Annotated in this window: 20 protein-coding genes and 3 pseudogenes; 10 read left to right on the top strand and 13 right to left on the bottom strand. The window is 65.4% G+C overall.

Translation table 11 applies throughout. From position 1 onward, the window contains the following. Positions 1–66: 66 nt before the first annotated feature. The gene (locus ABD912_RS19950; RefSeq protein ID WP_345153648.1) at positions 67–765 is read left to right on the top strand and encodes a flavodoxin; all 699 of its coding nucleotides are present in this window, start codon (positions 67–69) and stop codon (positions 763–765) included. Positions 766–1066: 301 nt separating this feature from the next. Here ABD912_RS19950 and ABD912_RS19945 read toward each other — a convergent pair whose 3' ends face one another. Continuing rightward, positions 1067–2302 carry an MFS transporter gene (locus ABD912_RS19945; RefSeq protein WP_345153646.1) on the bottom strand — a complete coding sequence of 412 codons (1236 nt, stop codon included), beginning with the start codon at positions 2300–2302 and terminating at the stop codon, positions 1067–1069. A gap of 77 nt (positions 2303–2379) precedes the next feature. Here ABD912_RS19945 and ABD912_RS19940 point away from each other — a divergent pair, with 77 nt between their 5' ends. Next, a complete protein-coding gene (locus ABD912_RS19940) occupies positions 2380–2769 on the top strand; it encodes a MerR family transcriptional regulator (protein WP_345153644.1) in 390 nt (129 codons plus the stop codon). A gap of 410 nt (positions 2770–3179) precedes the next feature. Here ABD912_RS19940 and ABD912_RS19935 read toward each other — a convergent pair whose 3' ends face one another. Continuing rightward, a complete protein-coding gene (locus ABD912_RS19935; RefSeq protein ID WP_345153643.1) occupies positions 3180–3536 on the bottom strand; it encodes an ArsR/SmtB family transcription factor in 357 nt (118 codons plus the stop codon). A gap of 255 nt (positions 3537–3791) precedes the next feature. On the opposite strand from ABD912_RS19935, the gene ABD912_RS19930 reads away from it, so the two are divergent. Next, positions 3792–4802, top strand: coding sequence for a zinc-dependent alcohol dehydrogenase family protein (locus ABD912_RS19930; RefSeq protein ID WP_345153641.1), 1011 nt, complete (start codon positions 3792–3794; stop codon positions 4800–4802). A gap of 487 nt (positions 4803–5289) precedes the next feature. Here ABD912_RS19930 and ABD912_RS19925 read toward each other — a convergent pair whose 3' ends face one another. Together ABD912_RS19925 and ABD912_RS19920 are read right to left on the bottom strand one after the other, a co-directional pair. Continuing rightward, positions 5290–6846: an AbgT family transporter gene (locus ABD912_RS19925; protein WP_345153640.1), complete on the bottom strand. Its 1557-nt coding sequence runs from the start codon at positions 6844–6846 to the stop codon at positions 5290–5292. Positions 6847–7007: 161 nt separating this feature from the next. Then, positions 7008–8093 carry an ArsR/SmtB family transcription factor gene (locus ABD912_RS19920; RefSeq protein ID WP_345153639.1) on the bottom strand — a complete coding sequence of 362 codons (1086 nt, stop codon included), beginning with the start codon at positions 8091–8093 and terminating at the stop codon, positions 7008–7010. A 504-nt stretch (positions 8094–8597) separates the two neighbouring features. Here ABD912_RS19920 and ABD912_RS19915 point away from each other — a divergent pair. Next, positions 8598–10469 (top strand): CocE/NonD family hydrolase, encoded by a 1872-nt coding sequence (locus tag ABD912_RS19915; protein ID WP_345153638.1) that lies wholly within the window; start codon positions 8598–8600, stop codon positions 10467–10469. 233 nt (positions 10470–10702) lie between these two features. Here the strand turns inward: ABD912_RS19915 and ABD912_RS19910 are convergent. Then, positions 10703–10963, bottom strand: a pseudogene (locus ABD912_RS19910) (IS982 family transposase); the annotation flags it as partial. Positions 10964–11557: 594 nt separating this feature from the next. Between ABD912_RS19910 and ABD912_RS19905 the strand changes: the two are divergent. Beyond that, positions 11558–13120 carry an amino acid permease gene (locus ABD912_RS19905; protein WP_345153637.1) on the top strand — a complete coding sequence of 521 codons (1563 nt, stop codon included), beginning with the start codon at positions 11558–11560 and terminating at the stop codon, positions 13118–13120. Between the two features lie 122 nt (positions 13121–13242). Here the strand turns inward: ABD912_RS19905 and ABD912_RS23615 are convergent. The 6 genes and pseudogenes from ABD912_RS23615 to ABD912_RS19875 form a co-directional block, all read right to left on the bottom strand. After that, positions 13243–13509 (bottom strand): annotated as a pseudogene (locus ABD912_RS23615) (transposase); the annotation flags it as partial. A 122-nt stretch (positions 13510–13631) separates the two neighbouring features. Beyond that, a pseudogene (locus ABD912_RS19895) lies at positions 13632–14338 on the bottom strand (DDE-type integrase/transposase/recombinase); the annotation flags it as partial. Between the two features lie 123 nt (positions 14339–14461). After that, positions 14462–15859, bottom strand: coding sequence for an NAD-dependent succinate-semialdehyde dehydrogenase (locus ABD912_RS19890; RefSeq protein ID WP_345153635.1), 1398 nt, complete (start codon positions 15857–15859; stop codon positions 14462–14464). Between the two features lie 145 nt (positions 15860–16004). Then, positions 16005–17126 (bottom strand): threonine aldolase family protein, encoded by a 1122-nt coding sequence (locus ABD912_RS19885; protein WP_345153633.1) that lies wholly within the window; start codon positions 17124–17126, stop codon positions 16005–16007. Then, positions 17123–17881 (bottom strand): SDR family NAD(P)-dependent oxidoreductase, encoded by a 759-nt coding sequence (locus ABD912_RS19880; RefSeq protein WP_345153631.1) that lies wholly within the window; start codon positions 17879–17881, stop codon positions 17123–17125. The genes ABD912_RS19885 and ABD912_RS19880 overlap by 4 nt, the downstream gene beginning before the upstream one ends. Next, positions 17878–19275, bottom strand: a complete 1398-nt coding sequence (locus ABD912_RS19875; RefSeq protein WP_425548113.1) for a DUF6421 family protein — start codon at positions 19273–19275, stop codon at positions 17878–17880. The genes ABD912_RS19880 and ABD912_RS19875 overlap by 4 nt, the downstream gene beginning before the upstream one ends. Positions 19276–19612: 337 nt before the next feature. Between ABD912_RS19875 and ABD912_RS19870 the strand changes: the two genes are divergently transcribed. Then, positions 19613–20041 (top strand): hypothetical protein, encoded by a 429-nt coding sequence (locus ABD912_RS19870; protein ID WP_345153630.1) that lies wholly within the window; start codon positions 19613–19615, stop codon positions 20039–20041. A 356-nt stretch (positions 20042–20397) separates the two neighbouring features. Here ABD912_RS19870 and ABD912_RS19865 read toward each other — a convergent pair whose 3' ends face one another. Next, positions 20398–21483, bottom strand: coding sequence for an SDR family oxidoreductase (locus ABD912_RS19865; protein ID WP_345153629.1), 1086 nt, complete (start codon positions 21481–21483; stop codon positions 20398–20400). Positions 21484–21575: 92 nt separating this feature from the next. After that, positions 21576–22334 (bottom strand): helix-turn-helix domain-containing protein, encoded by a 759-nt coding sequence (locus ABD912_RS19860; protein WP_345153627.1) that lies wholly within the window; start codon positions 22332–22334, stop codon positions 21576–21578. A 332-nt stretch (positions 22335–22666) separates the two neighbouring features. Here ABD912_RS19860 and ABD912_RS19855 point away from each other — a divergent pair, with 332 nt between their 5' ends. From ABD912_RS19855 to ABD912_RS19840, 4 genes are read left to right on the top strand one after another with little or no spacing between them, the layout of a single operon-like run. After that, positions 22667–23467 carry an SDR family NAD(P)-dependent oxidoreductase gene (locus tag ABD912_RS19855; protein ID WP_345153626.1) on the top strand — a complete coding sequence of 267 codons (801 nt, stop codon included), beginning with the start codon at positions 22667–22669 and terminating at the stop codon, positions 23465–23467. 37 nt (positions 23468–23504) lie between these two features. Then, positions 23505–23894: a nuclear transport factor 2 family protein gene (locus tag ABD912_RS19850; RefSeq protein WP_345153624.1), complete on the top strand. Its 390-nt coding sequence runs from the start codon at positions 23505–23507 to the stop codon at positions 23892–23894. Between the two features lie 34 nt (positions 23895–23928). After that, a complete protein-coding gene (locus ABD912_RS19845) occupies positions 23929–24978 on the top strand; it encodes a sugar ABC transporter substrate-binding protein (protein WP_345153622.1) in 1050 nt (349 codons plus the stop codon). Between the two features lie 56 nt (positions 24979–25034). Then, positions 25035–26573, top strand: a complete 1539-nt coding sequence (locus ABD912_RS19840; RefSeq protein ID WP_345153620.1) for a sugar ABC transporter ATP-binding protein — start codon at positions 25035–25037, stop codon at positions 26571–26573. The last annotated feature ends 39 nt before the right edge of the window (positions 26574–26612 follow it).

Below are 26612 nucleotides of genomic sequence, written 5' to 3'. Positions count from 1 at the left end.
ACCGGTCTAGGAGTTGACATGACCGCCCTCGGAACATCAGCAGCACCAGGAAGGCCAGACCCGCCCATGCCCGCACGGCACAGGATCATCGACAGGCGCTCCGTCCTGCGCACGGCCGTCACCGGCCTGGGCATGGCCATGATTGCCGCCGGAACCTCGGGCTGCACCCCCCAAGAACGGAACCCACCCATGCCCGCACGAGAAAGCACCGCCCAAGGCACCCCGAATGAACGGAAGACCGGGCGGGTCCTGCTCGCCTACTTCTCCCGCGCCGGAGAGAACTACCACTACGGCAGCCGCACCAACCTCACCGTCGGCAACACCGAGGTCCTGGCCGGCATGATCGGCACGCTCATCACGTGCGACGTCCACCGGATCGAGGCCGCCGACCCCTACCCGGAGGACTACGACGCGACCGTCGCACGCAACGTCCGCGAGCAAAACGCCGACGCCCGCCCCGTCATCGCCAACCTCCTGCCCTCCATCGATCAGTACGACACCGTGCTGCTGGCCAGCGGCATCTGGAACGTCCGGGCACCCATGATCATGACCACCTTCGCCGAAAGCCACGACTTCGCCGGCAAGACCATCCATCCCGTCACCACCTACGCCATGAGCGGGCTCGGCACCACCGAAAGGGACTACGGCGATTCCTGCCCGGGTGCCACCATCGGTGAAGGCCTCGCCGTGCGCGGAGAGGAAGTCCGGGGCGCCGGACCGGACATCCAATCCTGGCTACGCCGCACCGGATTCCCCGAAACATAGACAAGCCCGGCAAGGTGCCGCCTGCGGCGTGCGCGACGTCACCGTCGACCGGAAGCGAGTCTTGCAACCGACGGGATGCAAGACACTCCGGCGAGAGGGAAGGGACGGCCCCTAGGGTTCAAACGGGCGTTGCGGTGGGACGGGAGGACCTCGGGACGGTAGAAGACGAGACATCTCCCGCCGCACCCGGAGGTCCTCCTTCACCTCACCCGGCAAGCCCGGGTATCACCAGCCTGATGGCCAAGGACAGGCGCTCCATGGACAGGCATGGGGCACACCGGTCCACCGGTGGAAGAAGCCGTCACGAGGGGTGAATCGCTGCGGCTGCCCTGTCGGCGCGGTCAGGCCTGCGGGGCGGGAACGCGTGGCGGCGCCCGGCGAGCACGATGATCAGGGCGCCGAGGAGCAGGGCCAGGGTGGCCCAGCCCAGGGACGGCGAGCCCAGCGAGCCGAGGAGCACGCCTCCGGCAATGCCTCCCCCGGCGATGCCGATGTTCCAGCCGGTGACCATCACGGCCTGCGCGGCGTCCACGGCGGTGCCGGCGGCATTCATCATTGCGGTCTGCAACAGGCTGGCGGCGCCTCCGAACGCCAGACCCCACGCGGTGGCGCTGGCGTACACGGCAAGGGGGGATCCTGCGAGGAACCCCAGGGCGAGCATGGCAGCGGCGAACACGGCGCAGCTGAGGACCATGAGGGTGCGCAGGTGCCTGTCGATCAGGGCACCGGTCACCGCCAGGCTCGCCAGCGACGCGACACCGAAAACCATCAGGACCGCGCCGACGGCACCGCCCAGGCCCACGGGTGCCAGGAAGGACGCGATGTACGTGTAGAGGAGATTGTGCGCCGTGACGTAGAGGACCGCCGTGACAAGAACAGGGACCAGACCCGGAAGCGTGAACACGCGGCGGACCGGGGTCCGCTCACCCTTCTTCTGGCCCGGCAGGGCGGGAAGGACAGCCAGCACCCACCCGATGAGGGCCGCGGCGAACACCGCCATCGCGACAAAGGTGAACCGCCACCCGATCAGGCCCGCCAGCAGCGTGCCCGCCGGCGTGCCGACGGCCAGGGCGATGGGAGTGCCCGCAAGCGCGATCGTCAGGCCGCGTCCCCGCTGCTCATCACCCACCAGCCGGCCGGCGATGCCGGCGACGATGCCCCACACGACACCCGCGAAGACACCGGCAACGAAGCGGGCGCCGAGCGTGAGCGCGAAGCTCGGCGAGACGGCGACAACCAGGCTCGTCGCAACGTAGCCCGCCAGTGCGCCTGCCAGCAGGCGCCGTCGGGGCCAGCCCATCGTTGAGCTGATGATCGGGATCGCCCCCACGATCGAACCGATGGCATAGGCCGTGACGAACTGGCCCGCGGCGGACTCGCTCACCCCGAGCCCCTGGCTCATCTCGGGGAGGATGCCGGCGGGCATCGTCTCCAGCATGATGGTGAGGAAGCCGCTCGCTGTCAGTGCGAGCAGGCTCCAGAGCGGGAGGCGCTGAACGCTGCGCGTCTCTTCCGGGCCTTGCTGTACTAGTGTCATGAACGTTACCGTAAATGGTTGACACTAATGTGAAGGTCAAACCGGGTGCCGACCGAATCGATCCAAAGGCGAAAGACATGCGCATCGGAGAGCTGGCGAAACTCTCGAACACGCCCACCAGATCGCTGCGGTACTACGAGGAGCAGGGGCTGATCATCCCGCGACGCCTCGAGAACGGCTACCGCGAATACGACCCGTACCTGATCGACCGCGCGATCCAGATCCGCGGCCTCATCGACAGCGGCATCCCGACCAAGATCATCGCCCTGATCCTCCCCTGTCTGGACAAGGCCCGCGGCATCGTCCCCGAGGACATAGAGCCGGAACTGCTCGCCATCCTCCGCGACGAACGAGACAGAATGACCCAGCGCATCGAGTTCCTCACCCGAAACCGCGATTCGATCGCGACCTACATCGACGCCGCAGACGAGGCCTTGGCGCGCCGCACCGCCGGCACCGCCGCCTAAGCCACCGCAGGAACACGCATTCCCAGGGCATGGAAAAGTCTGCCCTCCCCTCCGGCGCGGGACGAAGCCCCGGCCAGGGATTGCAACGAGGATCCTCCAACGCACCACTCCCCCGCACATGTTGCGCTCCGTCCCGAGGGAGCGGATTTCCGGAACGCCCTCGGCCGGGCGCCTTGCAAGCGAGGGGCTGCATGACGGTCCGGCGATGTGAATCCCGGGGCCATTCGGCAGGGATTTAGCAACGCCCAGTGGCCAATGAGGAGGTTTCTCCAGCTGCCCCGATGACCTCGGGGTGGGAATGCGTCGACGTGGTTGATCACTCTGATCCGGCGATTCGGGGCGGGAAGCCTGTCAACCAGGCGGAAATTTCCGCCGATGCAGCCCAGCCACGAAGCGCATCCGGAGGTCTCTCAGCGTGCAGGCGTCGAGGCCTTCGCCGCGGCGCTGATGACGGAGTCCAGAAAGCCCGGGAAGACCGCATTCAGGTCGTCGCGCCGCAGGACGTTCATGCGCGAGGTTCCGGCGTAGAACTGGTGGATGACGCCGGCCTGGCGGAGCGCGGTGAAGTGGTGCGTCGCCGTGGACGGGTGCACGGGCAGGATGAAGGAGCCGCAACTGAGATCCCCCGGTGCCGCGGCAAGCTGGGTGACGATGGCCAGCCGGATGGGATCCGCAATGGCGTTCAGCACGCGCGGAAAATCGAAGTCGTCCACTGCGGGCTCGTCGGTTATTTCCCGTCGTCGAACCATCTCTTGCCTTTCATGCACGGCTCCTGGCGCCTTGAGCGATCGCCCCCGGACGGCGCGGGTGGGGATTCGCGCGGTGAACCCGGAGCCCGGTGGGGTTACCGCCGCTTCCCTAGGATAGCCGCCAGCCGGGCGACCGATCTGATCACGTACTTTGATTACAGTCTATTTTGATAAGCATCAAACTAATGACGTAGGGTGGTGCCACAGCAGCGGTCCCGCCGGCACGCCGCCGCAGGATCCGCACCCTCCCCCCACCACACGAAGGAGACACGCATGCGCGCCTGGACACTTGATGAATTCGGACTGGAAAATCTCAACCTCCGCGAGGTGCCCACGCCCACGCCGGGACCGCACGAATTGCTCGTGAAGGTCTCCGCCGTTTCGCTGAACTACCGGGACAAGGCCCTGGTGGACGGCATCTACGCACCCGAGAAGATGCCCAAGGGGCTGATTCCGGTGGCCGACTCGGCCGGAGTCGTTGCCGCGGTCGGGGACGGGGTGACGAAGTACCGCGTGGGCGATCGCGTGACCTCCCACTTCTACTCCACCTGGCACGACGGGCCCTGGCTCCCCGAGTATGCCGACTTCCAGATGGGCGGGCCGCTGAACGGGGGGCTGGCCGAATACCAGATCCTCGGGGAGGACAACGTCGTTCCCACCCCCTCCACCATGAGCGACTCCGAGGCCTCCACCCTGCCGATCGCGGCCCTCACGCCCTGGTTCGCGCTGCGGGAATACCGGGGGCTGAAGGCCGGGGACTCCGTGCTCGTCCAGGGCACCGGCGGCGTTTCCATCTTCGCCATCCAGCTGGCATCGGCCCTCGGGGCCCGCGTGATCGTGACCTCCAGCAGCGACGAGAAGCTTGCCCGGGCCCGCGAGCTGGGTGCGACGGACACCATCAACTACCGCACCACCCCCGACTGGGCCGGAGCCGTCCTGGACCTGACGGATGGCCAGGGCGTGGACGTCGTGCTCGACGTCGTGGGAGGGGACAGACTGCGCGACTCCATCCGGGCCGCGAAGGGCAACGGCCTGGTTGCCGTCATCGGTTTCCTCGAGGGGCAGACCGCCAGCCTCGACCTCATGGACCTGATCTGGCACCAGACCCACATCCAAGGCATCGCCGTCGGCCACCTGCGCTCCTTCCACGACCTCGTCCGCTTCCTGGACGAGCACACCATCAACCCGGTCGTGGACAGCGTCTTCGCCTTCGAGGACGCCCCCCGCGCCTACGAGAAGCTGGCCGAAGGCGCGTTCGGGAAAATCGTCATCAGCACCCCCTGATCCCGACTGCTCCACTTCTCCCCAACGACCATTCGCGAGAACGCCGTGAAGACCGATCGCAACGTGGATTTCGGCGCTTTGTGGCCGCGTTCCGTGATCGCTCGGTGTCGCCAATCGCCGATGACGGGGAAGCCCGCGCGGCTTCGGCGGCGTCACCCTCGACCGGAAGCGAGTCTTGTAACCGGTGGGATGCAAGACGTTTTGACGAGACACTTTGGCATGTGGTTTGGTCCCGCTGCGAGCCAGACGATCATCTGTTTCCCGCCGGGATGGTGCGGCTATCGGGACACCCCCGATCGGTGGGGTCATATCGTCCGTGGGCCCGGGGTGGCTGTCCGCTTGAGGGCGGAAATGCGCTCCAAAGCACTTCGTCCTGGCCGCCGATGCCGTCGCGGATAAGGGTGCACCTGCCGGAACCACAACACCCACTCATCTCTTCGGTCAGGAAGGGACGGGTGGGTGTTGGCTGCGACATATTCCGGATGGTCTAGCGGACGGGTGCTCCGGGGCCCAGGGGAATGCCCAGGACCCACCAGAGCAGGAAGAGCGCGAACCAGACGATGAACATGATCACGGCGCACGGGAGCGTGAAGGAGATCAGGGTTCCGATGCCGGCCTTCTTGTTCAGGGTCTGCAGGTAGCCCACGCACAGGACGAAGCTGGTGCTCATCGGCGTGATGGAGTTCGTGCAGGAGTCCGCGATCCGGTAGAGGGCCATCGTGGCCGCGGGGTTGGTGCCGAGCAGGAGCATCATGGGCACGACGATCGGGGCGACCAGCGCCCACAATGCCTGGCCGGAGGTGATGAGCAGGTTCAGCAGGGCGATGGCCACCACGACGATCACGAAGAGTCCGACATTGTGGATGCCCAGGTCGGCGATGGCGTCGGATCCCTTCACGGCGACCAGGGTGCTGATCTTCGTGTACTTGAACAGCGCCAGGAACTGGGAAACGGCGAAGAACAGGACGATCAGCGGGGCGATGGAGCGCACGCCGTCGGCCATGAAGCGGGGGATGTCGGCGGAGCTTTCGAGCTGGCGGGAGCCGGTGGCGAACGCGATGCCCAGGGTCAGGAAGAACAGGGAGAGGAAGAAGGCGATTCCGTCGAGGAAGGGCGATTCGAGGAATTCGCCGTTCTCCCCGCGCAGCGGAGATTGGGGCAGCAGGATCGCAACGACGGTCAGGGCGACAAACAGGAGGGCGGCAAGGCCGGTGACGCGCAGGCCGCGGCGTTCGGCCGCCCCGGACAGTGTGGCTTGGGGGCCCATGGCCATGATCGCCGTCGTGTCGACCTGGGCGGTGTCAACGATGAGGGTGGATTCGCGCTTCTTGAGGATAAGTTCCGTCACCAAGGTGATGGTGATGGCCAGGACGAGCGCGGAAACCGTGGTGAAGTACATGTTGTCCGTGGCACGGACCGTGGCGTTGGGGTCGATCAGCTGTGCGGCCTCGGTGGCGACCTTCGCGAAGACCACGTCGCCGGGGGCGATCAGCGGGTTCGCGTCACCTGCGGCGTTGATGGACACGAAGGCGACAATCATGCCCAGCATGGGCGAGCGTCCCACGGTCTTGAACGCAATGGCGCCGAGGGGGATGAGGATGACGTAGGCCGAGTCGGAGAGGAACTTCGATAAGGCGCCGCCGAGGGCGACGGCGAAAACGACCCAGCGTGCGGAGACATTGCTCAGGGCGCGGCGGGCCACGACCTCGAACAGGCCGGAACGATCGGCCACGGCCACGCCGAGCATGACGATCAGGACGGTGCCGAGGGGACCGAAGGTCACGAAGGATTCCTCGGCGCCGGTCAGCAGGGCCCGGATCGCCTCGACGCTGAGGGCGTTGTTGACGCCCACCGTCTCGCCGGTCGCCGGGTCGCTCACGGTGATGCCCGTCCCGGAGAGGATCCAGCTGGCCACTGCCAGGACGCCGAAAAGGATCCAGAAGAGCCAGAACGGGTGGGGCAGCGCGTTGCCGGCCTCCTCGATTCCAGCCAGCAGGCGCAGCCCTGCCGAGGGCTCCGTCCGCTTCGATACTTCGGTGGTCATCGGTCCTCCAGTGAACGTGGATCTAAGGGGGCACGGATCTTTCCATGCTGCGGGTCGGGGAAACCCGTCAGTGATTTCTATTACTTTCGAGGCGATCCGGGTGAACGATTGACGAATTTCTGACAATCGAAGGCCGTCAAGAAACGGCGCATCGAACGAACCTAGCGGACCAGGGTGGAGAGGATGTCGGGGCCCAGGTTGAGGACGCGGGCGGTGTTGATGCGGTAGTACACCAGCTTGCCGCGGCGTTCGGAGACCAAAAGGCTCGCGTCCCGGAGCACGCCCAGGGACCGGGACACCTGTGCGGGGTTCTGGCCCAGGCGCAGGGCCAGCTCGCTGGTGGTGATGGGTTCGGCCGAGAGGTGCCGGAAGATCTCCATCCTCGCCTCCGACGCCAGCGCCGCGAGCCGTTCGCGCAGTTCCCTGATGCCGAGGCGCTCCTCCTCCACGGACTGGGCAGCGTAGTGGATGACCACGGGGAATCCCGCGGTGTCCTTGATCGTCAGATGCGGTCCGATATGGACGGAGGGAACCAACACCAGCTCCCGGCCGCCAAGGTGCACCGTCCGCTGCTGAAGCTTGTCGAACCGGACCTCCTGGAGGTCGGGCAACCCGTGGGCGCTGCTGCTCAGCTGCGACAGAACGGCCGCGGGTCCGGCGGTACGGATGCCGGCCGCGGCCCGGGCGACGCTGCGATGGATGGCTTCGTGCACGTGGACCCACTCCTGCCCGAAGAAGGCGTCCTGGGCGCGGAGAAGGAAATTGGCCAGCCGGTGCCTGAACGCCTCGGGATCCGCCAAGAGGCTCTCGGCAAGCTCGAACCGCGTGGTCGAGCGCGCCCGGCAATAGTCGAGAAAGACCTGGCGGGCGGAGTCGTCGTGCAGGAGCTCCTGCGGCAGCGGCAGAGGCCGCGCGTAGCCGTGGACCCCCTCGGCCGCCAAGCGCATGAACTGCTCCATGGACAGGTCCAGGATGGCTTGGAGCTGGTGGGGCAGTGCGCTCGTGTGGGGATCCAGGGGAAAGAAGAGGCGGCACCGAAAGCGCGCCCACAGGGGCGAGAAGAAACGGAACTCATCGAGCATGCCGGCGTCGAAGGCCCCCGAGACGTCATCGAGCGTGGCTTTCGCCTCAAGATGGTGGTCCGGCTCGGCCAGGGCATGAAGCAGCGACATCATCTCTGTCAGGGGCGACGGAACGACGTGGATATGGGCCGGGTCGAAACCGGCCAATTTGAGGACGATGGCCATGTCATCCTTGCCTTGCCTTGAGCGCCCCGACCGTCGCGGGAGTTGCTGGGGCCCCGGGAAGCGGGAACGGGGAATCCCGGACCGCCCGTGCTAGTCGGTTTCGGGGCCGAAGCAGTAAAAGCAGTCGATGCAACAGTCTACCGGGGGATTTCCCGCCGCTCCCGGGCGTACCGGCTCCGCCCAGCCCGACGCGGCCCCGGTGGACGGCAGATGGATGATGCGGGAATCGGCCGGAATAAGGTCTTCGATCGGGAACCCCACGATCGGCAGCGGTGCTGTGAGTGCCAAGAAATCCTCCCGGGATGAGTCGCTTCGGGCCTGCTCGCGGGCCTTGGTGCCATCGTTGTGCGTGGCCCGGCGGTTCACTCCACGCTTATCCAAAACCCGTTAACCGTCCTCCTGCAGCCCCGGCCCCTTCCTAAGCTCGAAAAAACCCGGCCCAACCACTGCCGGCGGCCCTGGACACTTCCTGTCGAGCGCCGCCCGAAGGAGCACCAACACGACATGAGCAATGCCTTCGACACCACCGCAACGCTGGCCGATGCCCCGCCGCCCTCGCTGGAGCCCCGGGAGTTCATGGTCCACCTCCGGGACGGCTGCCGGGTGGCCACGGACGTCTACGGACCGGTCGACGGGCCGCCACGGCCCGTGATCTTCGAAAGGACTCCGTACGGAAAGCGCAGCACGCGGGATTCGGACCAGTCGCAGCGGAGCGGGCCGATGCCCCTGCCGGAGGACATCGCCGCCTTCTTCGTCGAACGCGGCTATATCGTCGTGCGGCAGGACTGTCGGGGCAGGGGACGGTCCGAAGGGACCTTCGTCAAGTACCTCAACGAGGGCCCGGACGGCGCGGACAGCCTCGCCTGGATCGCCGCGCAGCCGTGGTGCGACGGCAGAATCGCCATGACGGGCGTCTCCTACTCCGCGCACGTCCAGACCGCCGCGGCCGCCGAATCCCCTGCCAGCCTCTCGGCCATGTTCCTGGACTCGGGCGGTTTTTCCTCCGCCTACGAGGTCGGCATGCGGATGGGCGGCGCCTTCGAACTCAAGCAGGCCACCTGGGCCTTCCGGCACGCGGTGCGCAGCCCCGAGACTGCCCAGGACCCCGTCCTGGCCGCCGGGCTCTCCGAGATCAATATCGCCGACTGGTTCCACACCACGCCGTGGCGCCAGGGGAACTCCCCGCTGCGCCTCGCACCCGCCTACGAGGACTACCTGCTGGAGCAGTGGGCCAAGGAATCCTTCGACGACTACTGGTCCCAGCCGGCCATCTACGCCCGCGGCTTCTACGACCGGTTCCCGGACGTGCCCAGCTTCCACATCTCCAGCTGGTACGACCCCTACATCGCCTCCGCCATCGAGAACTTCTCCGAACTCGGCCGCCGCAAGGCCAGCCCGGCCTACCTGCTGCTCGGTCCGTGGACGCACGGCAAGCGGTGCCTCAGCCACGCCGGAGACGTCGACTTCGGCCCCAACGCCTTCTTCGACCAGAACGTCGGCGCCTCCTACCTCGACTTCAGGGCCGACTGGTTCGACGAGATGCTCGGTCTCGCCGCACCCTCGAACCGCCCCGCGGTGACCTACTTCACCATGGGTGGCGGATCCGGAACCACGACCCCCGAGGGGCGCCTGGACCACGGCGGCACCTGGTCCCACGCGGGCACCTGGCCCCCCGAAGACACCACGGCCACGAAGCTCTACCTTTCTCGCGACGGCAAGCTCCGCGGGCAACCGGACCAGGCCCCGGCCGGCGTGACATACTCCTTCGACCCGGCCAACCCGGTGCCCACCATCGGCGGGCAAGTCACAAGCGGCGAACCGGTGATGCACGGAGGAGCCTACGACCAGACCGAGACGCCGGGCCTGTTCGGCGCGACGGAACCCTACTTGCCGCTCAGCGCCCGCCCCGACGTCGTGGTGTTCAGGACCGATCCGCTCCCCGAACCCGTCACGATCGCCGGAGACGTCAGCGCCGAGATCTACGTGTCCTCCACCGCACCCGACACGGACCTGACCATCAAACTCATCGACGAGTACCCGCCCAGCGCCGACTATCCGCAAGGCTTCGCCATGAACCTCACCGATGGCATCCTGCGCCTGCGCTTCCGCGACTCCTATTCCGACCCCCAGCCCCTCAAGGCCGGAAAGGTCTACCGGGTCACCGTGAAGGCTCCCGATACGGCCAACCTCTTTGCCGCGGGCCACCGCATCCGCCTGGACATCTCCTCCAGCAACTTCCCCCGCTTCGACGTCAATCCGAACACGGGCCGACCCGTCAGCACGGAACGATGCAGCATCACGGCCGACAACACCATCCACGCCGGTCCCGAGCACCCGTCCTCCCTCACGGTCCGGGTATTGCCCGCCAACCGGTAGGCCAGTTCGGCCGCAGACCAGGGGCCGCTCCCTCAACGGCGCAGGAGCGGCCCCTCTTGCATGCCCAAAATGGAATCCGGCAATCAACGGCCAAGCACGCCTTATTCGCACGCCTCCCAAGGCAGGGAGTGATGCTTCAACTGGCGTCTCGCAACGGAGGGGATGCAAGACACTTTTGTCGAGACACTCACTGACGAAAGCCGCCGGGTCCCACACACCGTTTATCGGACAGTTCCCGCACGAATGCAGAGCAGGTAGAGCCACAAGCCCCAAGGCCGGCGGGAATGGGAGGGGCAGTAGCCGTAGGAAGCCTGCCCAGCCAGGGCGCTGCGCTGGACCGCCTCGCGGGATGCGGCGCAGGGCATTGGGGGCGAGTCCAGCAGGCGGGTGAGTTCGTGCCAGGACGGGATGTCCCGGGCCAGTTCGGTGATCACCCCCGCGAGAAGCCCGTCGCAGGCGCGGACGCGCTTGCCGTAGCCGGACTGGCCGGGCAGCATTGCTGAGTCAGATGGCTATGGCCCTGACCTAAAGTCTCGCAGGAATGACTTGGCAGCCCTGCCGCAGGGGGTGGGAGTCGGCACAAGGCTTCCGCCCGCGCGTGTTACTTACCTGAACCGAGGTCTTACCGTGCCTGGGCGGAGGTGCTGCGCCGCACGTCGACAAAAACACAAGCATTCGCTGCGCCTTGGCTCCCACGACATCATTTGCCTAAGTGGGCCGCCTCCTAGCACATCACTTAGAGCTGCTTATCCCGTGGATCCAGATAAATTAGCAACTCTTATGCTTGGGTTCCCGATTTCAGGCGTATTCGTAAGTCTTGACGAATTTCGCGTGCAACATTCGCTTCAGAAAAAGACCCTTACTTTTCGCGTGTTAGCTTGATCACTGCCCTTCCCGGCCGGGGCCGTCAAAAAGCCCAACTACCCTCAGCTACTACCCGGAGGCACCATGGGACTCAGCTCCCCCATGCAAACAGATGATTGGGCTGTCGCGCTCGGCACCCCTGCCGGAGCGGCGCGCACTGGCCGAGCCATCGGCAGCAAGGCGAACGTGAGCCGGAGCACACTCATGCCCCTTGGCGGTGTTGCATGACACCTGTGAGCGGGACTTCCGCAGAAATCAAACCCGATGCAGCGGCCCAGTACGAATCCTCCCCAGCCCTAGGGACAGTCCGCGGCTCTGACAAGACCGCCAATGAACTCAAGCGCGGGCTAGACAGCCGTCACCTGCAAATGATCGCCATAGGCGGTGCGATCGGCACGGGGCTGTTCGTGGCCTCTGGCGGCACCATTTCCCAAGCGGGTCCCGGCGGCGCGTTGGTCGCCTATGCGCTGGTCGGGCTGATGGTATTCCTGCTGATGCAGTCGCTGGGCGAAATGTCGGCCAAGATTCCGGTCGCCGGTTCTTTCCAGACCTTTGCCACCCGTTTTGTCTCCCCGTCCTTCGGATTCGCGATTGGCTGGAATTACTGGTTCAACTGGGCCATCACGGTGGCCGCCGAGTTGGTCGCGGCCGGAATCATCATGGACTTCTGGTTCCCGGGGGTCCCCGGTTGGATGTGGGCCGGGATCTTTCTGCTGGTGTTGACCGGGCTCAACGCCCTCTCGGCCAAGTCCTTCGGTGAGTCAGAGTTCTGGCTCTCCCTAGTCAAGGTCGTCGCCGTGGTGCTCTTCCTGATCGCCGGTGTACTGATGATCTTCGGCGTCCTCGGGGGCAACTCTCCGGGACTGAGCAACTGGGAAAACCGGCACGAAGTGTTCCACGGCGGCTGGGTCTCGATCATCTCGGTCTTTATGATTGCAGGGTTCTCCTTCCAAGGCACCGAACTGGTGGGTGTAGCCGCAGGCGAAGCCAAAAACCCGCGCCGGGAAGTGCCAAAGGCCATTCGCACCGTTTTCTGGCGCATCATGCTCTTCTACATTGGTGCCATCTTCATCATCGGCTGCCTGATCCCGTTCACCGATCCGAGCCTGCTGGCCTCCGGCGAGGCCGATGTTGCAGTATCGCCCTTCACGCTGGTCTTCTCGCGCGCCGGGATCGCCTTCGCAGCGGCCTTGATGAACGCGGTAATCCTGACCGCCATCCTCTCGGCCGGCAACTCCGGACTATATGCCTCCACCCGCATGCTTTACGCCATGGCCTCTGATGGCAAGGCACCGAGGATCTTTGGCCGCACCAATGCGCGCGGCGTGCCGATCCCGGCGCTGCTGGCCACCGCGGCCGTGGGACTCCTCGGGTTCCTCTCGGCGATCATCGGTGAGGGCGCGGCCTACTCCTGGCTGCTCAACATGTCGGGCCTGTGCGGCTTCATCGTCTGGGCGGGGATCGCGATCTCACACTACCGCTTTAGGCGCGGCTTCCTGGCCCAGGGCAACAAGGTCAGCGACCTACCGTACAAAGCTTCACTGTTCCCCATCGGCCCACTGCTGGCCTTCGCACTGCTGGTCCTGGTAATCGCGGGACAGAACTACGAGGCTGTGCTTGCCGGGAGGGGCATGGAGGTGCTTTCCTCCTACATCGGGCTGCCGGCCTTCATCCTCCTATGGCAGGCCCACCGCTTCATCACCAAGTCCAAGATGGTACCGCTGCTCGAGATGGATCTCCAGGCACCGAAGGATGTCGAGGACGCACCTGCCGGCGCCACCCGATGACCTAGGTTCCGCCGGGGACCCCAGGTCACACAGTGGGGTCCCCGGCGGTAGCCGCGCGCCACGGCGACCTGCCCGTCGCGAATCTTCACCACGATGGCATCGATGAAGATTGCCGCGTAGGCCTCGCCCAGGGGCCGGTTCTGCCTGTCGTTGATCTCCTCCAGCACCCTGCCGGTGATCCGGTGATCGTCTCGCGGGGAGGTCGGCCCCGTAGATCTCGGTCAGGTGCTAGGAAATTTCCCCTGTTATCAGACCCCTGGCGTAGAGCGCGAGGATCATCTCGTCGCCCCGGACAGCCGGCGCTGGCGCTCCTTCACGATCTTCGGCTCGTTCGTGCCGCCCCGGTCCCGCGGAACCCCGATCTCCACCGGACCCGTGGTCTCACTCAGTATGGTATTGGACCGGGTTTCGTTGCGCAGGTTCGCGGTCTGCTTGGCCGCGCCGTCATGCTTTTATAGCCCAGGTGCCCCGTCATCTCCTCGTCTAGGGCGGTCTCAATGACGGTCTTGGTCAGTGCCGTGCAGGCCTCGCGCCAGGCGCGGGACTTGTTCGCGGAGCCGTTGTCGGTGAGCACGCGTTCGGTGGTGACGCCGCGGGCAGTGAACCAGGCCACCGCGCGTTCGAGCACCCCGATGGCGGTCACGGCCTTCTCGTCGTCGTGAATCTCCGCGTACGCGATGCGTGAGTGGTCATCGACCACGGTGTGCACGAACGCGGTGCCAGGCCGTGGATGCCGGCTGGGCGTGCGCTGGCCGGTGCGGTTCGCGGTCGCCCGCGAGTTCCGGCTCCCGGCGTGCCGGCCCGCGTAGCGGTGGCCGCCTCCGTCGGGAATGTTGCCGAACTTGGTCACGTCCACGTGCAGCAGCGAGCCCGGGTAGGGGTGTTCGTAGCGGCGGATCACCTTGCCGGTGACCCGGTCGAGGTGGCGCAGTCGGCAGCCCCAAGTGGTAGGCGATCTCGCCAGGGCCCAGGCGGTGGTACCAGCGCAGGGCCACGATCCGCTTCACCACGGAAATGGGGGTCCGATGCGGGCACCGGTGGGGCCTGCTGGAGCGGTCGGCCATGCCGGCCTCCCCTGGGCCCGGTACCCCTCGGCCTAGTGTTTGGCCGTCGGCCAGGACACCATGGACAGCTTCGCCGCGGCCGAAACGCTCCACCCGTCCTCAACGATCAGCCTGGCCAGTCTGTCGAAGTCAGAGCTGCATTAGCGTGGGACACGAAAGCCTCCCGTTCGTGAAGCGGTTTCCAGACAGTTCCACTCCACAACGGGAGGCCTTCATCATCCGACGGATTCAGACCGTGTCTTCACACGCGTTCAACCAACCTGCCTGGGCAGTACAGTTAGTCGGCGATGTAGAAGAGGCGCTTGTTGACGAACTCGTCCATGCCCAGGGGGCCGAGTTCGCGACCGAAGCCGGAGCGCTTGATGCCGCCGAAGGGCATGTCCGCGCCCTCGCCGACGCCGTTGACGTTGGCCATGCCGACGTCCAGCCGCTGGGCCATCTTCCGGGCGCGTTCCTCATCGGTGCTGAAGACCGCGCCGCCGAGGCCGTACGGGGTGTCGTTGGCCACGTCCAGGGCCTCCTCGTCGCTGGAGACCTTGTAGACCACTGCTACCGGGCCGAAAAGCTCCTCGCGGTAGGCGCGCATCTGTGGGGTCACCCCGGTCAGGACGGCGGGGGCGAGGTAGGCGGCCGGACCGTCTTGAAGCTGGCCGCCGGCATGCAGGGTCGCGCCCTGATCCACCGCGTCCCGGATCTGTTCGGCCAGGGACTCGGCGGCGGCCCGGGAGGACAGGGGCGCGTAGGTGCCCTCCTCCTCCGTGGCCGGGTCTCCCGGGACGAGCCCGTTGGCGTGCTTGGTCAGGGCTGCGACGAACTCGTCGTGGATGTCCTCCATGACGATGATGCGCTTGTTGGAGTTGCAGGCCTGGCCCATGTTCTCCAGCCGGGTCTCCCACGCCGCGGCCGCGGAGGCGGCGATGTCGTCGCTGTCGAGCACCACGTAGGGGTCCGAGCCGCCGAGCTCGAGGACGGCCTTCTTCAGGTTCCTGCCGGCGAGTTCGCCGATGATGGCCCCGGCGCGTTCGGACCCGGTGAGGGACACGCCCTGAATCCGCTCGTCGGCGATGATGTCCGCGATCTGGTCGTGGGAGGCGAAAACGTTGACGTAGGCGCCCTTCGGGACACCGGCGTCGTCCATGATCCGCTGGATCGCAAGCGCCGAGCGCGGGCACGTTTCGGCGTGTTTGAGGATGATGGTGTTGCCGAGCATCAGGTTGGGCGCGGCGAAGCGGGCCACCTGGTAGTAGGGGTAGTTCCACGGCATGATGCCCAGGAGTACTCCGACGGGTCGCTTTTCGATGACCGCCTTGCCGCCGCCGATGGGGGTGATCTCCTGGTCAGCGGCCAGGGAGGGTCCTTCGGTGGCGAAGTAGTTGAAGATGTCCGTGCAGAACTCGGCCTCGCCCTTGGATTCAGAGAGCGGCTTGCCCATTTCTTCGGTGATGATCGCGGCGAGTTCGTCGGCGCGTTCGGTGAAGAGCTGGCCGACTCGGACCAGGACCTTTGCCCGTTCCTGAATCGGGACGTTTCGCCACGTCTGAAAGGCTCGCTCCGCCGCTGCCACGGCGTCGTGGATCTGCGCATCTGTGGAGGTGGGGAATTCCTCCAGGACCTCCCCAGTGGCTGGATTCAGTACGCGGTAGCCCGGTGCGGTCGTCTGGACAGTGGTGCTCAAGGCAAGCTCCTTGCTGCTGTGGGTAGTTGTTCACGGAGGTTCTGCCGTGTGGCCGGTGCGGGCGGAGCCCTTGCCCACGGCGTGGCCCCCTGCGGGTGCGGCGAGGGCGGGGAAGTCAATGTTCCCCGCCCCCACCGCGGAGGCACTAGCTTCGGGATGCGGCCAACGTTGGCCCGCTCTCCGTCACGCCCTCCACCGCCGAACTGACGGCTGCCAAAAGACGATCCACGTCGGATTCGGTGGTGTCGAAGGAACACATCCACCGCACCTCGCCCCGCGACTGGTCCCAGTCGTAGAAGCGGAACTCGCGCCGTACCGCCTCGGCGGCTCCCGAGGGGAGCGTGGCGAAGACGCCGTTGGATTCGGTCGCCTGGGTCGGTGAAACGCCCTCGATGCATTCAAGGCCCGAGCGAAGCCTGGCGGCCATGCCGTTGGCGTGACGGGCGGAGCGCAGCCACAAGTCGCCCTCGAGGAGAGCAATGAGCTGGGCGGAGATGAACCGCATCTTGGATGACAGCTGCATGTTCATCTTGCGCAGGTATTTCAGGCCGTCATCGTGATTCCGGTCAAGAACCACGACCGCTTCGCCATACAGGAGACCGTTCTTGGTTCCGCCGAAGGACAGGATGTCGACTCCCGCGTCGGTGGTGAACTCCCTCAACGGAAGGCCTAGGAACGCTGCGGCATTCGCGAGTCTTGCCCCGTCCATATGCAGCTTCATGCCCAACGAGTGCGCATGATCGGCGATGGCCCGGATTTCCTCCGGCCGATAGCAGGTGCCCAGTTCCGTGGACTGGGTGATCGAGACCACCAGGGGTTGAGCCCGATGCTCGTCCCCCCAGCCCCACGCCTCCACATCGATCAGTTCTGGTGTCAGTTTCCCGTCCGGCGTAGGGACGGGGAGCAGCTTCATGCCTCCGATGCGCTCGGGCGCGCCATTCTCGTCCGTGTTGATATGGGCGGTCGCTGCACACACCACTGCCCCCCAGGGGGGAAGCAGGGACTGAAGGGCCAGAACGTTCGCTCCGGTCCCGTTGAAGACCGGGAACGCCGCCACTTGGGGTCCGAAGTGTTTCCGGATGACCTCTTGAAGGTGCTCCGTGTAGATGTCCTCGCCGTAGGCAACCACGTGCCCTTCGTTGGCGGCGGCCAGGGCAGCAATGACTTCGGGGTGGGCGCCGGCGTAGTTGTCCGAGGCAAACCCGCGGGATGCCGGGAGGGAGACAGGCGCGCTCCCGCCCGGTCCTGCCGCATTCAGCCCGCTCATGCCAATACCCCTGCCACGGGCAGCACGTGCTCCGCGGGGAGGCGCTTTCCGTTCACATCTGCCGCGGCCCGCTGGAAAAGTTCGCTCACCACTGTCGCCAGCACGCTGACGTCCGTGAAGCCAGGGAACTTTCGGTGGGGCTCCGCCGCCCGCATCTTGTCATCGACCAATGCCTTGACGACCAAGACGACGGCAGCGCTGGTCAGCGGCTCCAACGGAGCGGTCCCCGATTGAGTTCGACGGAAGCCGTCGGCGACTGCCAACGTCCATGCCTCCGCCGCACACTTGACGGCCGCGTAGGCCGCCCCATCGGCCGTGGGGTTCGCCGCCGCTTCGGCGGAGACGATCGCGAGCCGGCCAACGGGAGATTCCGCCAGATCGGCGTAGAAGGCCCTGCTGGTGTTCCTCAGGGTGGTCAGGACACTGGTGTGCAGGAAGTCCCAGTCCGCATCTAGTTGGTCTTGGATCCCTCCTCCACCCCGCCAGCCGCCGACGAGATGAATCAGGCCATCGATCGGCCCCAGATCCTTTCGGACCTGACGAGCCAGATCATTCACGGCTCCGGCGTCAGCAAGGTTGCACACATATCCGGTGACGTTCTGGTGAGCGCTGGCGAGTTCACGCACGCGATCCTCCAGAAGATCCGCCGCGGCCACGCGCGCGCCCGCGGCGGCCAGTTCCTTCACGACGGCGATTCCGGCCGCGCTGGTGGAGCCGGCAACCACGACAACGCGGTCTGCAAGGTGTCGAGTCACGCGACGTTCTCCTGACCCACCACGGTCGAGGACCCGCCGGTAATCCCGGCGGTCGACTCGATCACAGGGCGCATCTTCTTCTCCAGGGCTTCGTAGAACATGGACAGGGGGAATTCATCGTCCAGGACCTGGTCGGTTAAGGCACGCAGCGGGCCAGCCAGGGGCAGGGCTTCGGGTCCCTTGGCCCAGACAGACGAGGGGTGCGGCGTCAGGGTTCCCGAAATCAGTTCGTACGCCGCGAGCCAGTGTGCGATCTTCGGGCGGTCGATGGAGCGCCAGTAGAGCTCTTCGATCCTGATCCCGAGCTCCACCACTACGCCGGTAACCTGCTGCCAGTCGATGCTGAGCTTTCCGTCCGTCCAGTGGAGGACGCGGTGCTGGTGCATCCAGGCAAAGAGCAGTTGTCCGCCCAGCCCGTCGTAATTGCGCATGCGGTCGCCGGTGATCGCAAAGCGGAAGATGCGGTCGAAGATGACGGCATACTGCACAAGCTTGGCGTGGCGGCGCGCATCCTCGGACGCTGTCTCATCCTTTTCGATGAGGACGCATTCGCGGAAGGCGGTCAGGTCGCAGCGCAGTTCCTCCAGCGAGTACAGGAAGTAGGGCATGCGCTGCTTGATCATGAACGGGTCGAAGGGCAGATCCCCGCGCATGTGCGTGCGGTCATGGATGAGGTCCCACATCACGAACGTCTTCTGCGTCAGGTCCTGGTCCTCCACCAGCTGTGCCGCGTCGGCCGGGAGGTCAAGGGATGTGATGTCCGCTGCGGCCTTCAGCACCGTGCGGAACCGTGCCGCCTCACGGTCAGCGAAGATGCCTCCCCAAGTGAAGGTGGGGGTGCTCCTGACGGCCACGCTTTCGGGGAACAAGACGGCGGAGTTGGTGTCGTACCCGGGGGTGAAGTCCACGAAGCGGATCGGGACAAAGAGCTTGTTCGAGTATTGGCCGGCTTCAAGATCGGCCACGAAGTCGGGCCAGACGACCTCGATCAGGACGGCCTCCACGTACCGGTTGGTGCTGCCGTTCTGGGTGTACATGGGGAACACCACCAAGTGGGCCAGACCGTTCGTTCGCTGCTGCTGGGGCTGGAAAGCCAGCAAGGACTCCAGAAAATCGGGAATCCCCAGACCCGCCGACCGCCACTGCTGGAAGTCCTTCACGAGAAGTTCGAGGTAGGCGTCGTCGTGGGGCAGATGCTTCCGAAACTCCTCGATCGAGGCGGCGATGGTATCGATGGCCGCCCCGGCACGGGAGTGGTCCGCAGGATCCGGAACGGAACCGTCCTGGACTTGAACCTGCTGCAAATCGACGACGGCCGCCTTCAACGCATGCCAAGCGGGCAAGCCCTTGAGCTCGTCCGTCGAAACCGCGCGCTGCATTTCAGTCGTGGGCATGTAGAAGTCCTTCCGTGAGCATGAATGTGGATGTGACGCTAGCTCATCCAAAGAACTGCTAACCCAAAATCGATATATCAGTAAGAAATTCTTATGCTCGGCTCCCACGGGAAGCAGGCTCAGCATGTGGTTCCCTCACTCTCGGAAGCAAGGAGCGCAACTTGAACGCCCTTATTCAGGGGTTCGTTGACCGCCATCCTGGCGCCGATTCGAGCTTGTCAGCCGACAAACGACCCCTTCGCCTCATATGGAACGGCACCGGGCGCCGAAGCGGGCCGGCGAGGCCCTTGTCCAGCATTTCCGGCACGAATCAGTCCGAGGAGGCTCGGGTCCGTTGATGCGTCTGAGCACGTTCCAGGTTCGGTCGTCCGCCTCGCTGTCCAGCGTCCAGACCAAGGCGCAGCAGACCCCGTGCTCGTTCCGGCTCGCGCACACCAGAATCCCCACCGGCGACATGGGCGATGCGGTTGAGCCGGTCATCGACCAGGGCAACGTAGAACTGCAGCTGTTCGATGACGTGCTCGGGCTTGAATTTGCCGGTTTTGAGTTCGATGGCGATATAGCGCGGCTGCTCGACATGGAAGGTGAGTCGGTTCATCATTACGTTGCGCGCCCACCCGGACGCGGCCGTGGACGCTCGATCCCGGGGTGCGAACGGTCGATCCGGACCGCCCTGAACCGCCAGCCGGACCGGGCCAAGTGGTCCCTCGGCGAAATGGAAAAACGCTCGACACAAGGCACCGGTAGTCAGCAGGATATGGGCTGAGGATCCAAACATTGCTCTCGCCTACAGTCATGCCGCAACTCACAGGCGATCGTCTTGCAACCGGAAGGATGCAAGACACGTTTGTCGAGACACTTTGGCATGCGAGCCTGTTCCGCCGTGAGCAAGGCGTAGCGGCAAGGTTGCCTCGCTTTTGAAGCCTTCAGGAACGTCAGCTAGAACCAGTCAGGGCGATGCGCTCGGAGGGCGTGGAAGAAAGCGTCCATGTGGGGTGACCGAACACCCGGCTCAGGAGGGTCGGGGCCCTCGGCTCCTGAGCCGGGTGTCCATGTGCCCGATCCTGCATCCGCCAATGAGGGCGGACCGGGGTGGGCACGGTTGATAGCGGACGGGGTGAGTCAGTTGGGGATCACACGCTCGTTTCGCAGGGTGTCGAACAGGGTGGTGAAGGATGCGAGTGTGTCGACGTAGTCGGAGAACCCGGCGCTGCGGCTGCGGGTCATGTTGGTGAAGCATTCGATGGGGCGGTTGAGATCGCTGTCTGAATGCCACCAGGACGCCACGCGGCTGAGGTCGGTTTCAACCAGGCCCTCGCGTTCGGCCAGTTGGCGCCATGCGTCCTCTTTGCCGGCCATCTGCTCTTCCAAGGGGCGAGGCCGGTCGGCGTAGCCTTCGGGTTCGACGTTGAGCAGTTGCGCGATCCGCGGCCACATCCAGCGCCAGCGGAACACGTCTCCATTTGCGGTGTTGTAAGCCTGGCTGGGCAGTCCCGGGGTGGTGGCGGCCCAGATCATCTGGCGGGCAAGTAGTCCGGCGTCCGTCATGTCCGTGATGCCGTTCCACTGGACCTCGTTGCCGGGGAAGATGAAGGGCCGGCCTTCGGCCCGGCACAGGGCTGCCTGCGCTGCCAAGGTTTGGCCCATGTTCATGGCATTGCCGGTGGCGTGGCCGATGACGGTGTGCGAGCGGTGAACGCTCCACGTGAACTGGTAGCGCTCGGCCGCTTGCCACAGCTCGTCTTCCTGGGCGTAGTAGAAGTTCGGCGTGTCCAGCCGGGGCTCATCCTCATGGAAGGGCGTGTCCCGTGTTGCCCCGGTGGCGTAGGCCTCGAACGGGCCCAGGTAGTGCTTGAGGCCGGTGACGAGTGCGACATGCCGCAGGTTCCCGGAGGCGCCGGTCGGGTCCAGGACATTGCGGACCATCGCAGCGTTGACCGTGATGTTTTCCGCCTCCGTTGGCCTGCGGCTCCAAGCGGTGAAGAAGACATGGGTGGGACCGAGGCCGACCAGGGCCGCCTCCACGGACCGCGGGTCGGTCAGATCCGCATGGACCGTCTTGACGCCGTCCTGGAGAATGCTCTGGCTCCGCGACAGGCTGGTGGTGTCCCATCCCTGAGCGATAAGTTCTCGGCAGAGGGCCCGGCCGGCGATCCCGGTTCCGCCAACGACGAGGGCGCTTCGAACCGGGGTTGTTTCAGCGTTCATGATGGTTCCTTGTCTCCAGGCTGGGACGGGGCGGATGGCAAGCTGCTCTCCGCATCCCGTGAGTGCTCCCCCGCCGGGGGCGGGGCAAATGGCTAGCCGTTATCCGAATCCGGTGAGTGCTCCGAGCCGGGGCGGCTGAAATTTCCTTGCGAGACCAGTTCCGTGATGGTGGAGGGGACGTCGGGGTTGTGTTTGCCTGCCAGATCCATGGGATGGGCGAAACCCTGCCGCCCCACCACTACCCACAGCGCGACGCAATCTTCGGAGTAGGGATTGCTGAGGCGGTGGGGCGTGCTGGAATCGAAGTTCAGGCTGTCACCGGGGGCCATCGTTTCCCCGTTGAAGCCCAATTGAACGTCCAGCTGTCCCGACAGGATGTGGATGTACTCCCATCCGGAGTGGCGCATCATGTTCTCCGGGCTGCACGATTCGCTGCCTGCCGTGTACGTCACGCGGAGGAACTCCACGAGCGGATCGTCGTGAACGGTAAGCCGTTCCCAACGGACCCCGTGCATGTTGATTTCAGGTCGATCCTCCGCGCGCTGCAGTCCGGGTATGCGTCCCTGCAGGCGGGCCGGCTTCAGAGTGCTCCCTACCGGCGTGGAGGGCTGTTCCTCGTCATTCATGAGGGAATCCATGGACAGTCCCAGTTCGGACACGATGGCGTAGAGGGTACCGATCGACGGTGTCGCCCGGCCCAGCTCGACCTGGGAAATGAAGCTGGCGGAAACGCCAACCCGGCGTCCGAGCTCCCGGAGCGAAATTTTGTTCCTGCTTCGGGCGTCCCGCAACTGTGCCCCGAGGGCGGCGCGGCCAAGTTCGTTGGCGATCGAGTTGTCTGCGACGCTCATCGTGTCACTCCTAAGGTTGGCCCTGCAGGGGACGGCTCGTTCTGTCGATACTCGGCCCTGCGGCAATTGTAAACCAAGGTGTGCAGTTCCTCAGCGTCATTTGCGTCTTCGTAAACTGCTGCTGTATGCCCCAGCTGAACCGATACCCCCCTTTACTCCCGTTAAATCAGGGAAAACCTCACGAGCCTTGGTTGACGGCGCGAAGCTGTAAACCCACTTATGTAATCTATTAGTTGACACTGTGGTCGTCGTCACTTTACGCTGGAGACATCACTCAGCAGAAGCGATCAGGGATCGCCCCTCGGCTGACCAAGACTTTGAAAGGCAAGAACATGGAACTGGGCCTCTCGGGAAGAAAAGCACTCGTGACGGGCGCCGGCACGGGCATTGGCCACGCCGTGGCGTTGCAGCTGGCGGCTGAGGGATGCACGGTGGCAGCGCTGGACATCGACGACGTTGCACTGAAGGAACTCGAGTCCGACGCGCGTTGCCTGCCAGGGACCGTAGTGCCCATCCACGTCGATTTCACCGACGCCGCGGACACCGCCTCCAGCGTTGTCCAAGCCCTTGAGGGGCTCGGGGGCCTGGACATTCTGGTGAACAACGTCGGCACGGGCGCCGTGCGGGATTTCGAGGACATCGACGACGAGGCCTGGCAGCGCACGCTGGAACTGAACTTCATGAGCTACGTGCGCACCACCCGTCTGGCCCTGCCTTCCCTGCGCGCATCCGAAGCGGCAGTCATCATCAACAACGCCTCGGACCTGGCCCGGCAGCCCGAGGCCATGCCCGTGGACTACGCCGCCAGCAAGGCAGCCGTCCTCGCGCTGACCAAGTCGCTGGCCCGAGCCGAAGCTCCCCGCATCCGCGTCAATGCCGTGGCGCCCGGACCCATCTGGTCCCCGTTCTGGACCAAGCCGGGCGGCTTCGCAGAAACCCTGGCCACGGTTCACGGCATGGAGCCGGAAGCGGCCGTCGAACACGAAATGCAGCTGCGCCAGCTGCCGCTCGGACGCCTGGGCCAGCCCGAAGAGGTCGCCCGTGTCGTCACCTTCCTGTGCAGCGACGCCGCCAGTTTCGTCACCGGCTCCGTCTGGGGCGTCGACGGCGGCAGCATCCGCGGCCTGATCTGACCCACGCAGCCGCACCACCCAAGCCCGGAGGCCAACCATGACCGACTACGCAACGACAACGGCCCACGAGCTTGAGGCCCTGGAAGATGAGCGCTACCAAGCCGTCCTGAATTCGGACTTCAACGCCTTTGCAAGGCTGTGCCACGAAAAGCTCATCTATTCGCACTCGAACGGCGAACGCGACACCTTGGCCTCGTACCTGGACAAGTGCGTACAGGGCACCTACCGGTACCACCGGATCGACCACCCCGTCAGCGAGATCATCGTCGTGGGCGACGTGGCCCTCGTCGTCGGCGAAATGCACGCCGAACTGGACATCCACGACCGTCCGGCCACCCTGGACAACACCTCCCTCGCCGTATGGGTGCGAGAGGCAGGAACGTGGAAGTTCCTGGCCTACCAGCCGACCCCCAAACAGCAGAAGTAACAAGCACCGCTTCACCTACTCTCAGGAGCATTCCATGAACCAGGATCGCAAGGGCGCATCCACCGTCAGGAAGTACGTCCGCATTTCCGGCATTGCCGGGCTGACCGCCACCGCCTTGTTCCTCTCCGCCTGCGGCAGCAGCACCAGTGCCGACGGGGAACCCACCGTCGGATTCTCGGCCGGCGTGCTCGACAATCCCTTCACCGCAGGACTCGTCAAGTCCGTCGTCAACCAGGCCAACGAAGGCGGCCTGAACATGCTGCCGGCCTCCAATGCCGAAGGGGACCCTGCCAAGCAGGTCACCGACTTCAACACGCTCATCACGCAGGGCGTGAAGGGCATCGTCACCATTCCGCGCGACAGCGACGCCATCGTCCCCGCCATCCAGGCGGCGAACCAGGCGAACATCCCCGTCGTCACCGTGGACACCGCCGCCAACGGCGGCGACGTCTACATGAACATCCGGGCGGACAACGTGGCCATGGGAACCAGCGTCTGCGAGCAGATCGGCGAGCTCGTCGGGGGCAAGGGGACAGTGCTCGAACTGCACGGTGCCCTCTCCACCACCTCCGGCTTTGACCGCAACAAGGGCTTCCACGACTGCATGCAGTCCAAGTACCCGGACGTGACGATCATTGCCAAGGACACCAACTGGGAATCCGCCAAGGCGGTCGAACAGGCCCAGACGGTGCTGAGCACCTCCCCGGTGGACGCCGTGTTCCTGGCCAGCGACTCTGTCATGCTCTCCGGAGTCCAGACCGTCCTGCAGGACCAGGGCAAGTGGGTACCGGCCGGTCAGTCCGGACACCTGCCGCTGGTCACCATTGACGGCTCCTCCGGCTCGCTCCAGGGCATCCGCGACGGCTACGTGGACGCCGTCGTGTCCCAGCCGGTGGACCTGTACGGAAAGTACGGCGTCTCCTACCTCAAGGACGCCATCGCCGGCAAGGAATACCAGGTCGGGCCCACGGACCACAACAGCGAGATCGTCGAGTACGAGGGCAACCTCGCAGACATGCTCCCATCGCCCGTCATCACCAAGGACAACGTCGACGACGAATCCCTGTGGGGCAACCAGCAATAAGCCGGGAGGGTCCCCAACCCGTCCATAGGCTGTCCCATCCAGAAAGGACGACCACGGTGGTCACCTCAGAACCAACACACGCCATTGAAATCCGGGGCCTGCAGAAGGCCTTCGGCTTCACGCAAGCCCTTGCCGGGACCGACCTCCTGGTTCGTCCCGGGGAATCCCGCGCCCTGCTGGGACGCAACGGAGCGGGCAAGTCCACGCTGATCGCCATGCTCACCGGCCTGGTGAAACCCGACGCCGGCATCATCCGAATCCAGGGAGCGGATGGCCAGGTCCATGAGGGATCAGGCGCCGATTCCATCGCCTGCGTCTACCAGAAAAGCACGCTGGTCAACGACCTGACGGTCGCCGAGAACATCAGCCTGGGAGCCTATCCGCGCAAGAAGTGGGGGGCCGTCGACTGGCAGGGCATCCGGTCCACCGCGGTCGAACAGCTCACGGAATGGGGCTACGGACACATCGCCGACCGGCCGGTCGGGGACCTTGAGCCGCTCGAAAAGAAGATCGTGGAGATCTGCCGGGCGCTCTCCAGGGGCCCCCGGATCCTGTTGCTGGACGAGCCGACCGCCGGCTTGGACGAAGGCGGCTCGCACGAGCTGTTCGCCCAGATCAACAGTCTGCGCCAGCGGGGCGTCACCGTGATCTACGTGTCGCACCACCTCGAGGAAATCTTCAAGGTCTGCGATTCGGTGACGATCCTGCGCGATGGCAAGGACGTGCTGACGGCGCCAACGTCGGAACTGACGGTGGACAAGATCGTCAACGTCATGGCTGGCGTCACCGACGAGGAAGCCTCCGCCCAAAGCCGGGCCAAGGAGGAACAGGCCCGCCTGGTGCAGCGTCGGGAACCCGGCGAGGTGGTGCTGGAGGTGACCAATGCCTCCGTGGGCCACCGGGTTCTGGGGGTGGACCTGCTGGTGCGGGCCGGCGAATGCGTCGGACTGACCGGACTGGACGGGGCCGGACACATCCAGCTGGCCCAGGCCATTGCCGGGCAGCTGCGACTGGACGGGGGCACCATGGTCCACAAGGGCAAGCCCCTGGGCACGGGCAACGAAATCGACGCCATCAACGCCGGGGTGGGTTTCGTGCCGGAAGACCGGCACGTGAACGGCTACGTGCCGGAAATGTCGGTAGAAGAGAACGCTACCCTCTCCATCGTGGACCGGCTGCGCAGCGCGGGCGGCCTCATCAACGCCAAGAAGCGCCGCCGCCTGTTCAACGAGCTCTCCGGCACCTGGGCCATCAAATGCGACGGACCGACCCAAGCCGTGGAGGAACTCAGCGGCGGCAACCAACAGAAAGTCGTCCTGGCACGAGCCTTGGCTTCCAGGCCGGACACCCTCGTCCTGGTGCATCCGACCGCTGGCGTCGACATGACGGCCAAGGAGTCCATCTACGAATCGCTGCAGTCCCTGCGGGACAGCGGCAAATCCCTGCTGATCGTCTCGGCCGACGACAACGATCTGGCCATCTGCGACCGCGTGGTCGTGATGTACAAGGGCACCATCCATGCCGAACTGGCAGCGGGCTACGAGGAATGGGAACTCGTCGGGGCCGTCCAGGGAGCCGAGGAGGCGGCGGCATGACCATCACAGGCAACCGTCGACCCACGCAGGAAACACAAG

The sequence above is a fragment of the Arthrobacter ginkgonis genome (genome assembly GCF_039540195.1).
GTDB lineage: Bacteria > Actinomycetota > Actinomycetes > Actinomycetales > Micrococcaceae > Zafaria > Zafaria ginkgonis.
This window is presented reverse-complemented; position numbering and strand designations above follow the sequence as displayed.

Bases quoted from the DNA above. Each gene is read 5' to 3' on its own strand.
- ABD912_RS19930 (WP_345153641.1), top strand. From the start codon at position 3,792: ATGCGCGCCTGGACACTTGATGAATTCGGACTGGAAAATCTCAACCTC.
- ABD912_RS19870 (WP_345153630.1), top strand. From the start codon at position 19,613: ATGCGTCTGAGCACGTTCCAGGTTCGGTCGTCCGCCTCGCTGTCCAGC.
- ABD912_RS19860 (WP_345153627.1), bottom strand. From the start codon at position 22,334: ATGAGCGTCGCAGACAACTCGATCGCCAACGAACTTGGCCGCGCCGCC.
- ABD912_RS19950 (WP_345153648.1), top strand. From the start codon at position 67: ATGCCCGCACGGCACAGGATCATCGACAGGCGCTCCGTCCTGCGCACG.
- ABD912_RS19940 (WP_345153644.1), top strand. From the start codon at position 2,380: ATGCGCATCGGAGAGCTGGCGAAACTCTCGAACACGCCCACCAGATCG.
- ABD912_RS19845 (WP_345153622.1), top strand. From the start codon at position 23,929: ATGAACCAGGATCGCAAGGGCGCATCCACCGTCAGGAAGTACGTCCGC.
- ABD912_RS19865 (WP_345153629.1), bottom strand. From the start codon at position 21,483: ATGAACGCTGAAACAACCCCGGTTCGAAGCGCCCTCGTCGTTGGCGGA.
- ABD912_RS19905 (WP_345153637.1), top strand. From the start codon at position 11,558: ATGACACCTGTGAGCGGGACTTCCGCAGAAATCAAACCCGATGCAGCG.
- ABD912_RS19850 (WP_345153624.1), top strand. From the start codon at position 23,505: ATGACCGACTACGCAACGACAACGGCCCACGAGCTTGAGGCCCTGGAA.
- ABD912_RS19915 (WP_345153638.1), top strand. From the start codon at position 8,598: ATGAGCAATGCCTTCGACACCACCGCAACGCTGGCCGATGCCCCGCCG.
- ABD912_RS19920 (WP_345153639.1), bottom strand. From the start codon at position 8,093: ATGGCCATCGTCCTCAAATTGGCCGGTTTCGACCCGGCCCATATCCAC.
- ABD912_RS19855 (WP_345153626.1), top strand. From the start codon at position 22,667: ATGGAACTGGGCCTCTCGGGAAGAAAAGCACTCGTGACGGGCGCCGGC.
- ABD912_RS19875 (WP_425548113.1), bottom strand. From the start codon at position 19,275: ATGCCCACGACTGAAATGCAGCGCGCGGTTTCGACGGACGAGCTCAAG.
- ABD912_RS19885 (WP_345153633.1), bottom strand. From the start codon at position 17,126: ATGAGCGGGCTGAATGCGGCAGGACCGGGCGGGAGCGCGCCTGTCTCC.
- ABD912_RS19925 (WP_345153640.1), bottom strand. From the start codon at position 6,846: ATGACCACCGAAGTATCGAAGCGGACGGAGCCCTCGGCAGGGCTGCGC.
- ABD912_RS19945 (WP_345153646.1), bottom strand. From the start codon at position 2,302: ATGACACTAGTACAGCAAGGCCCGGAAGAGACGCGCAGCGTTCAGCGC.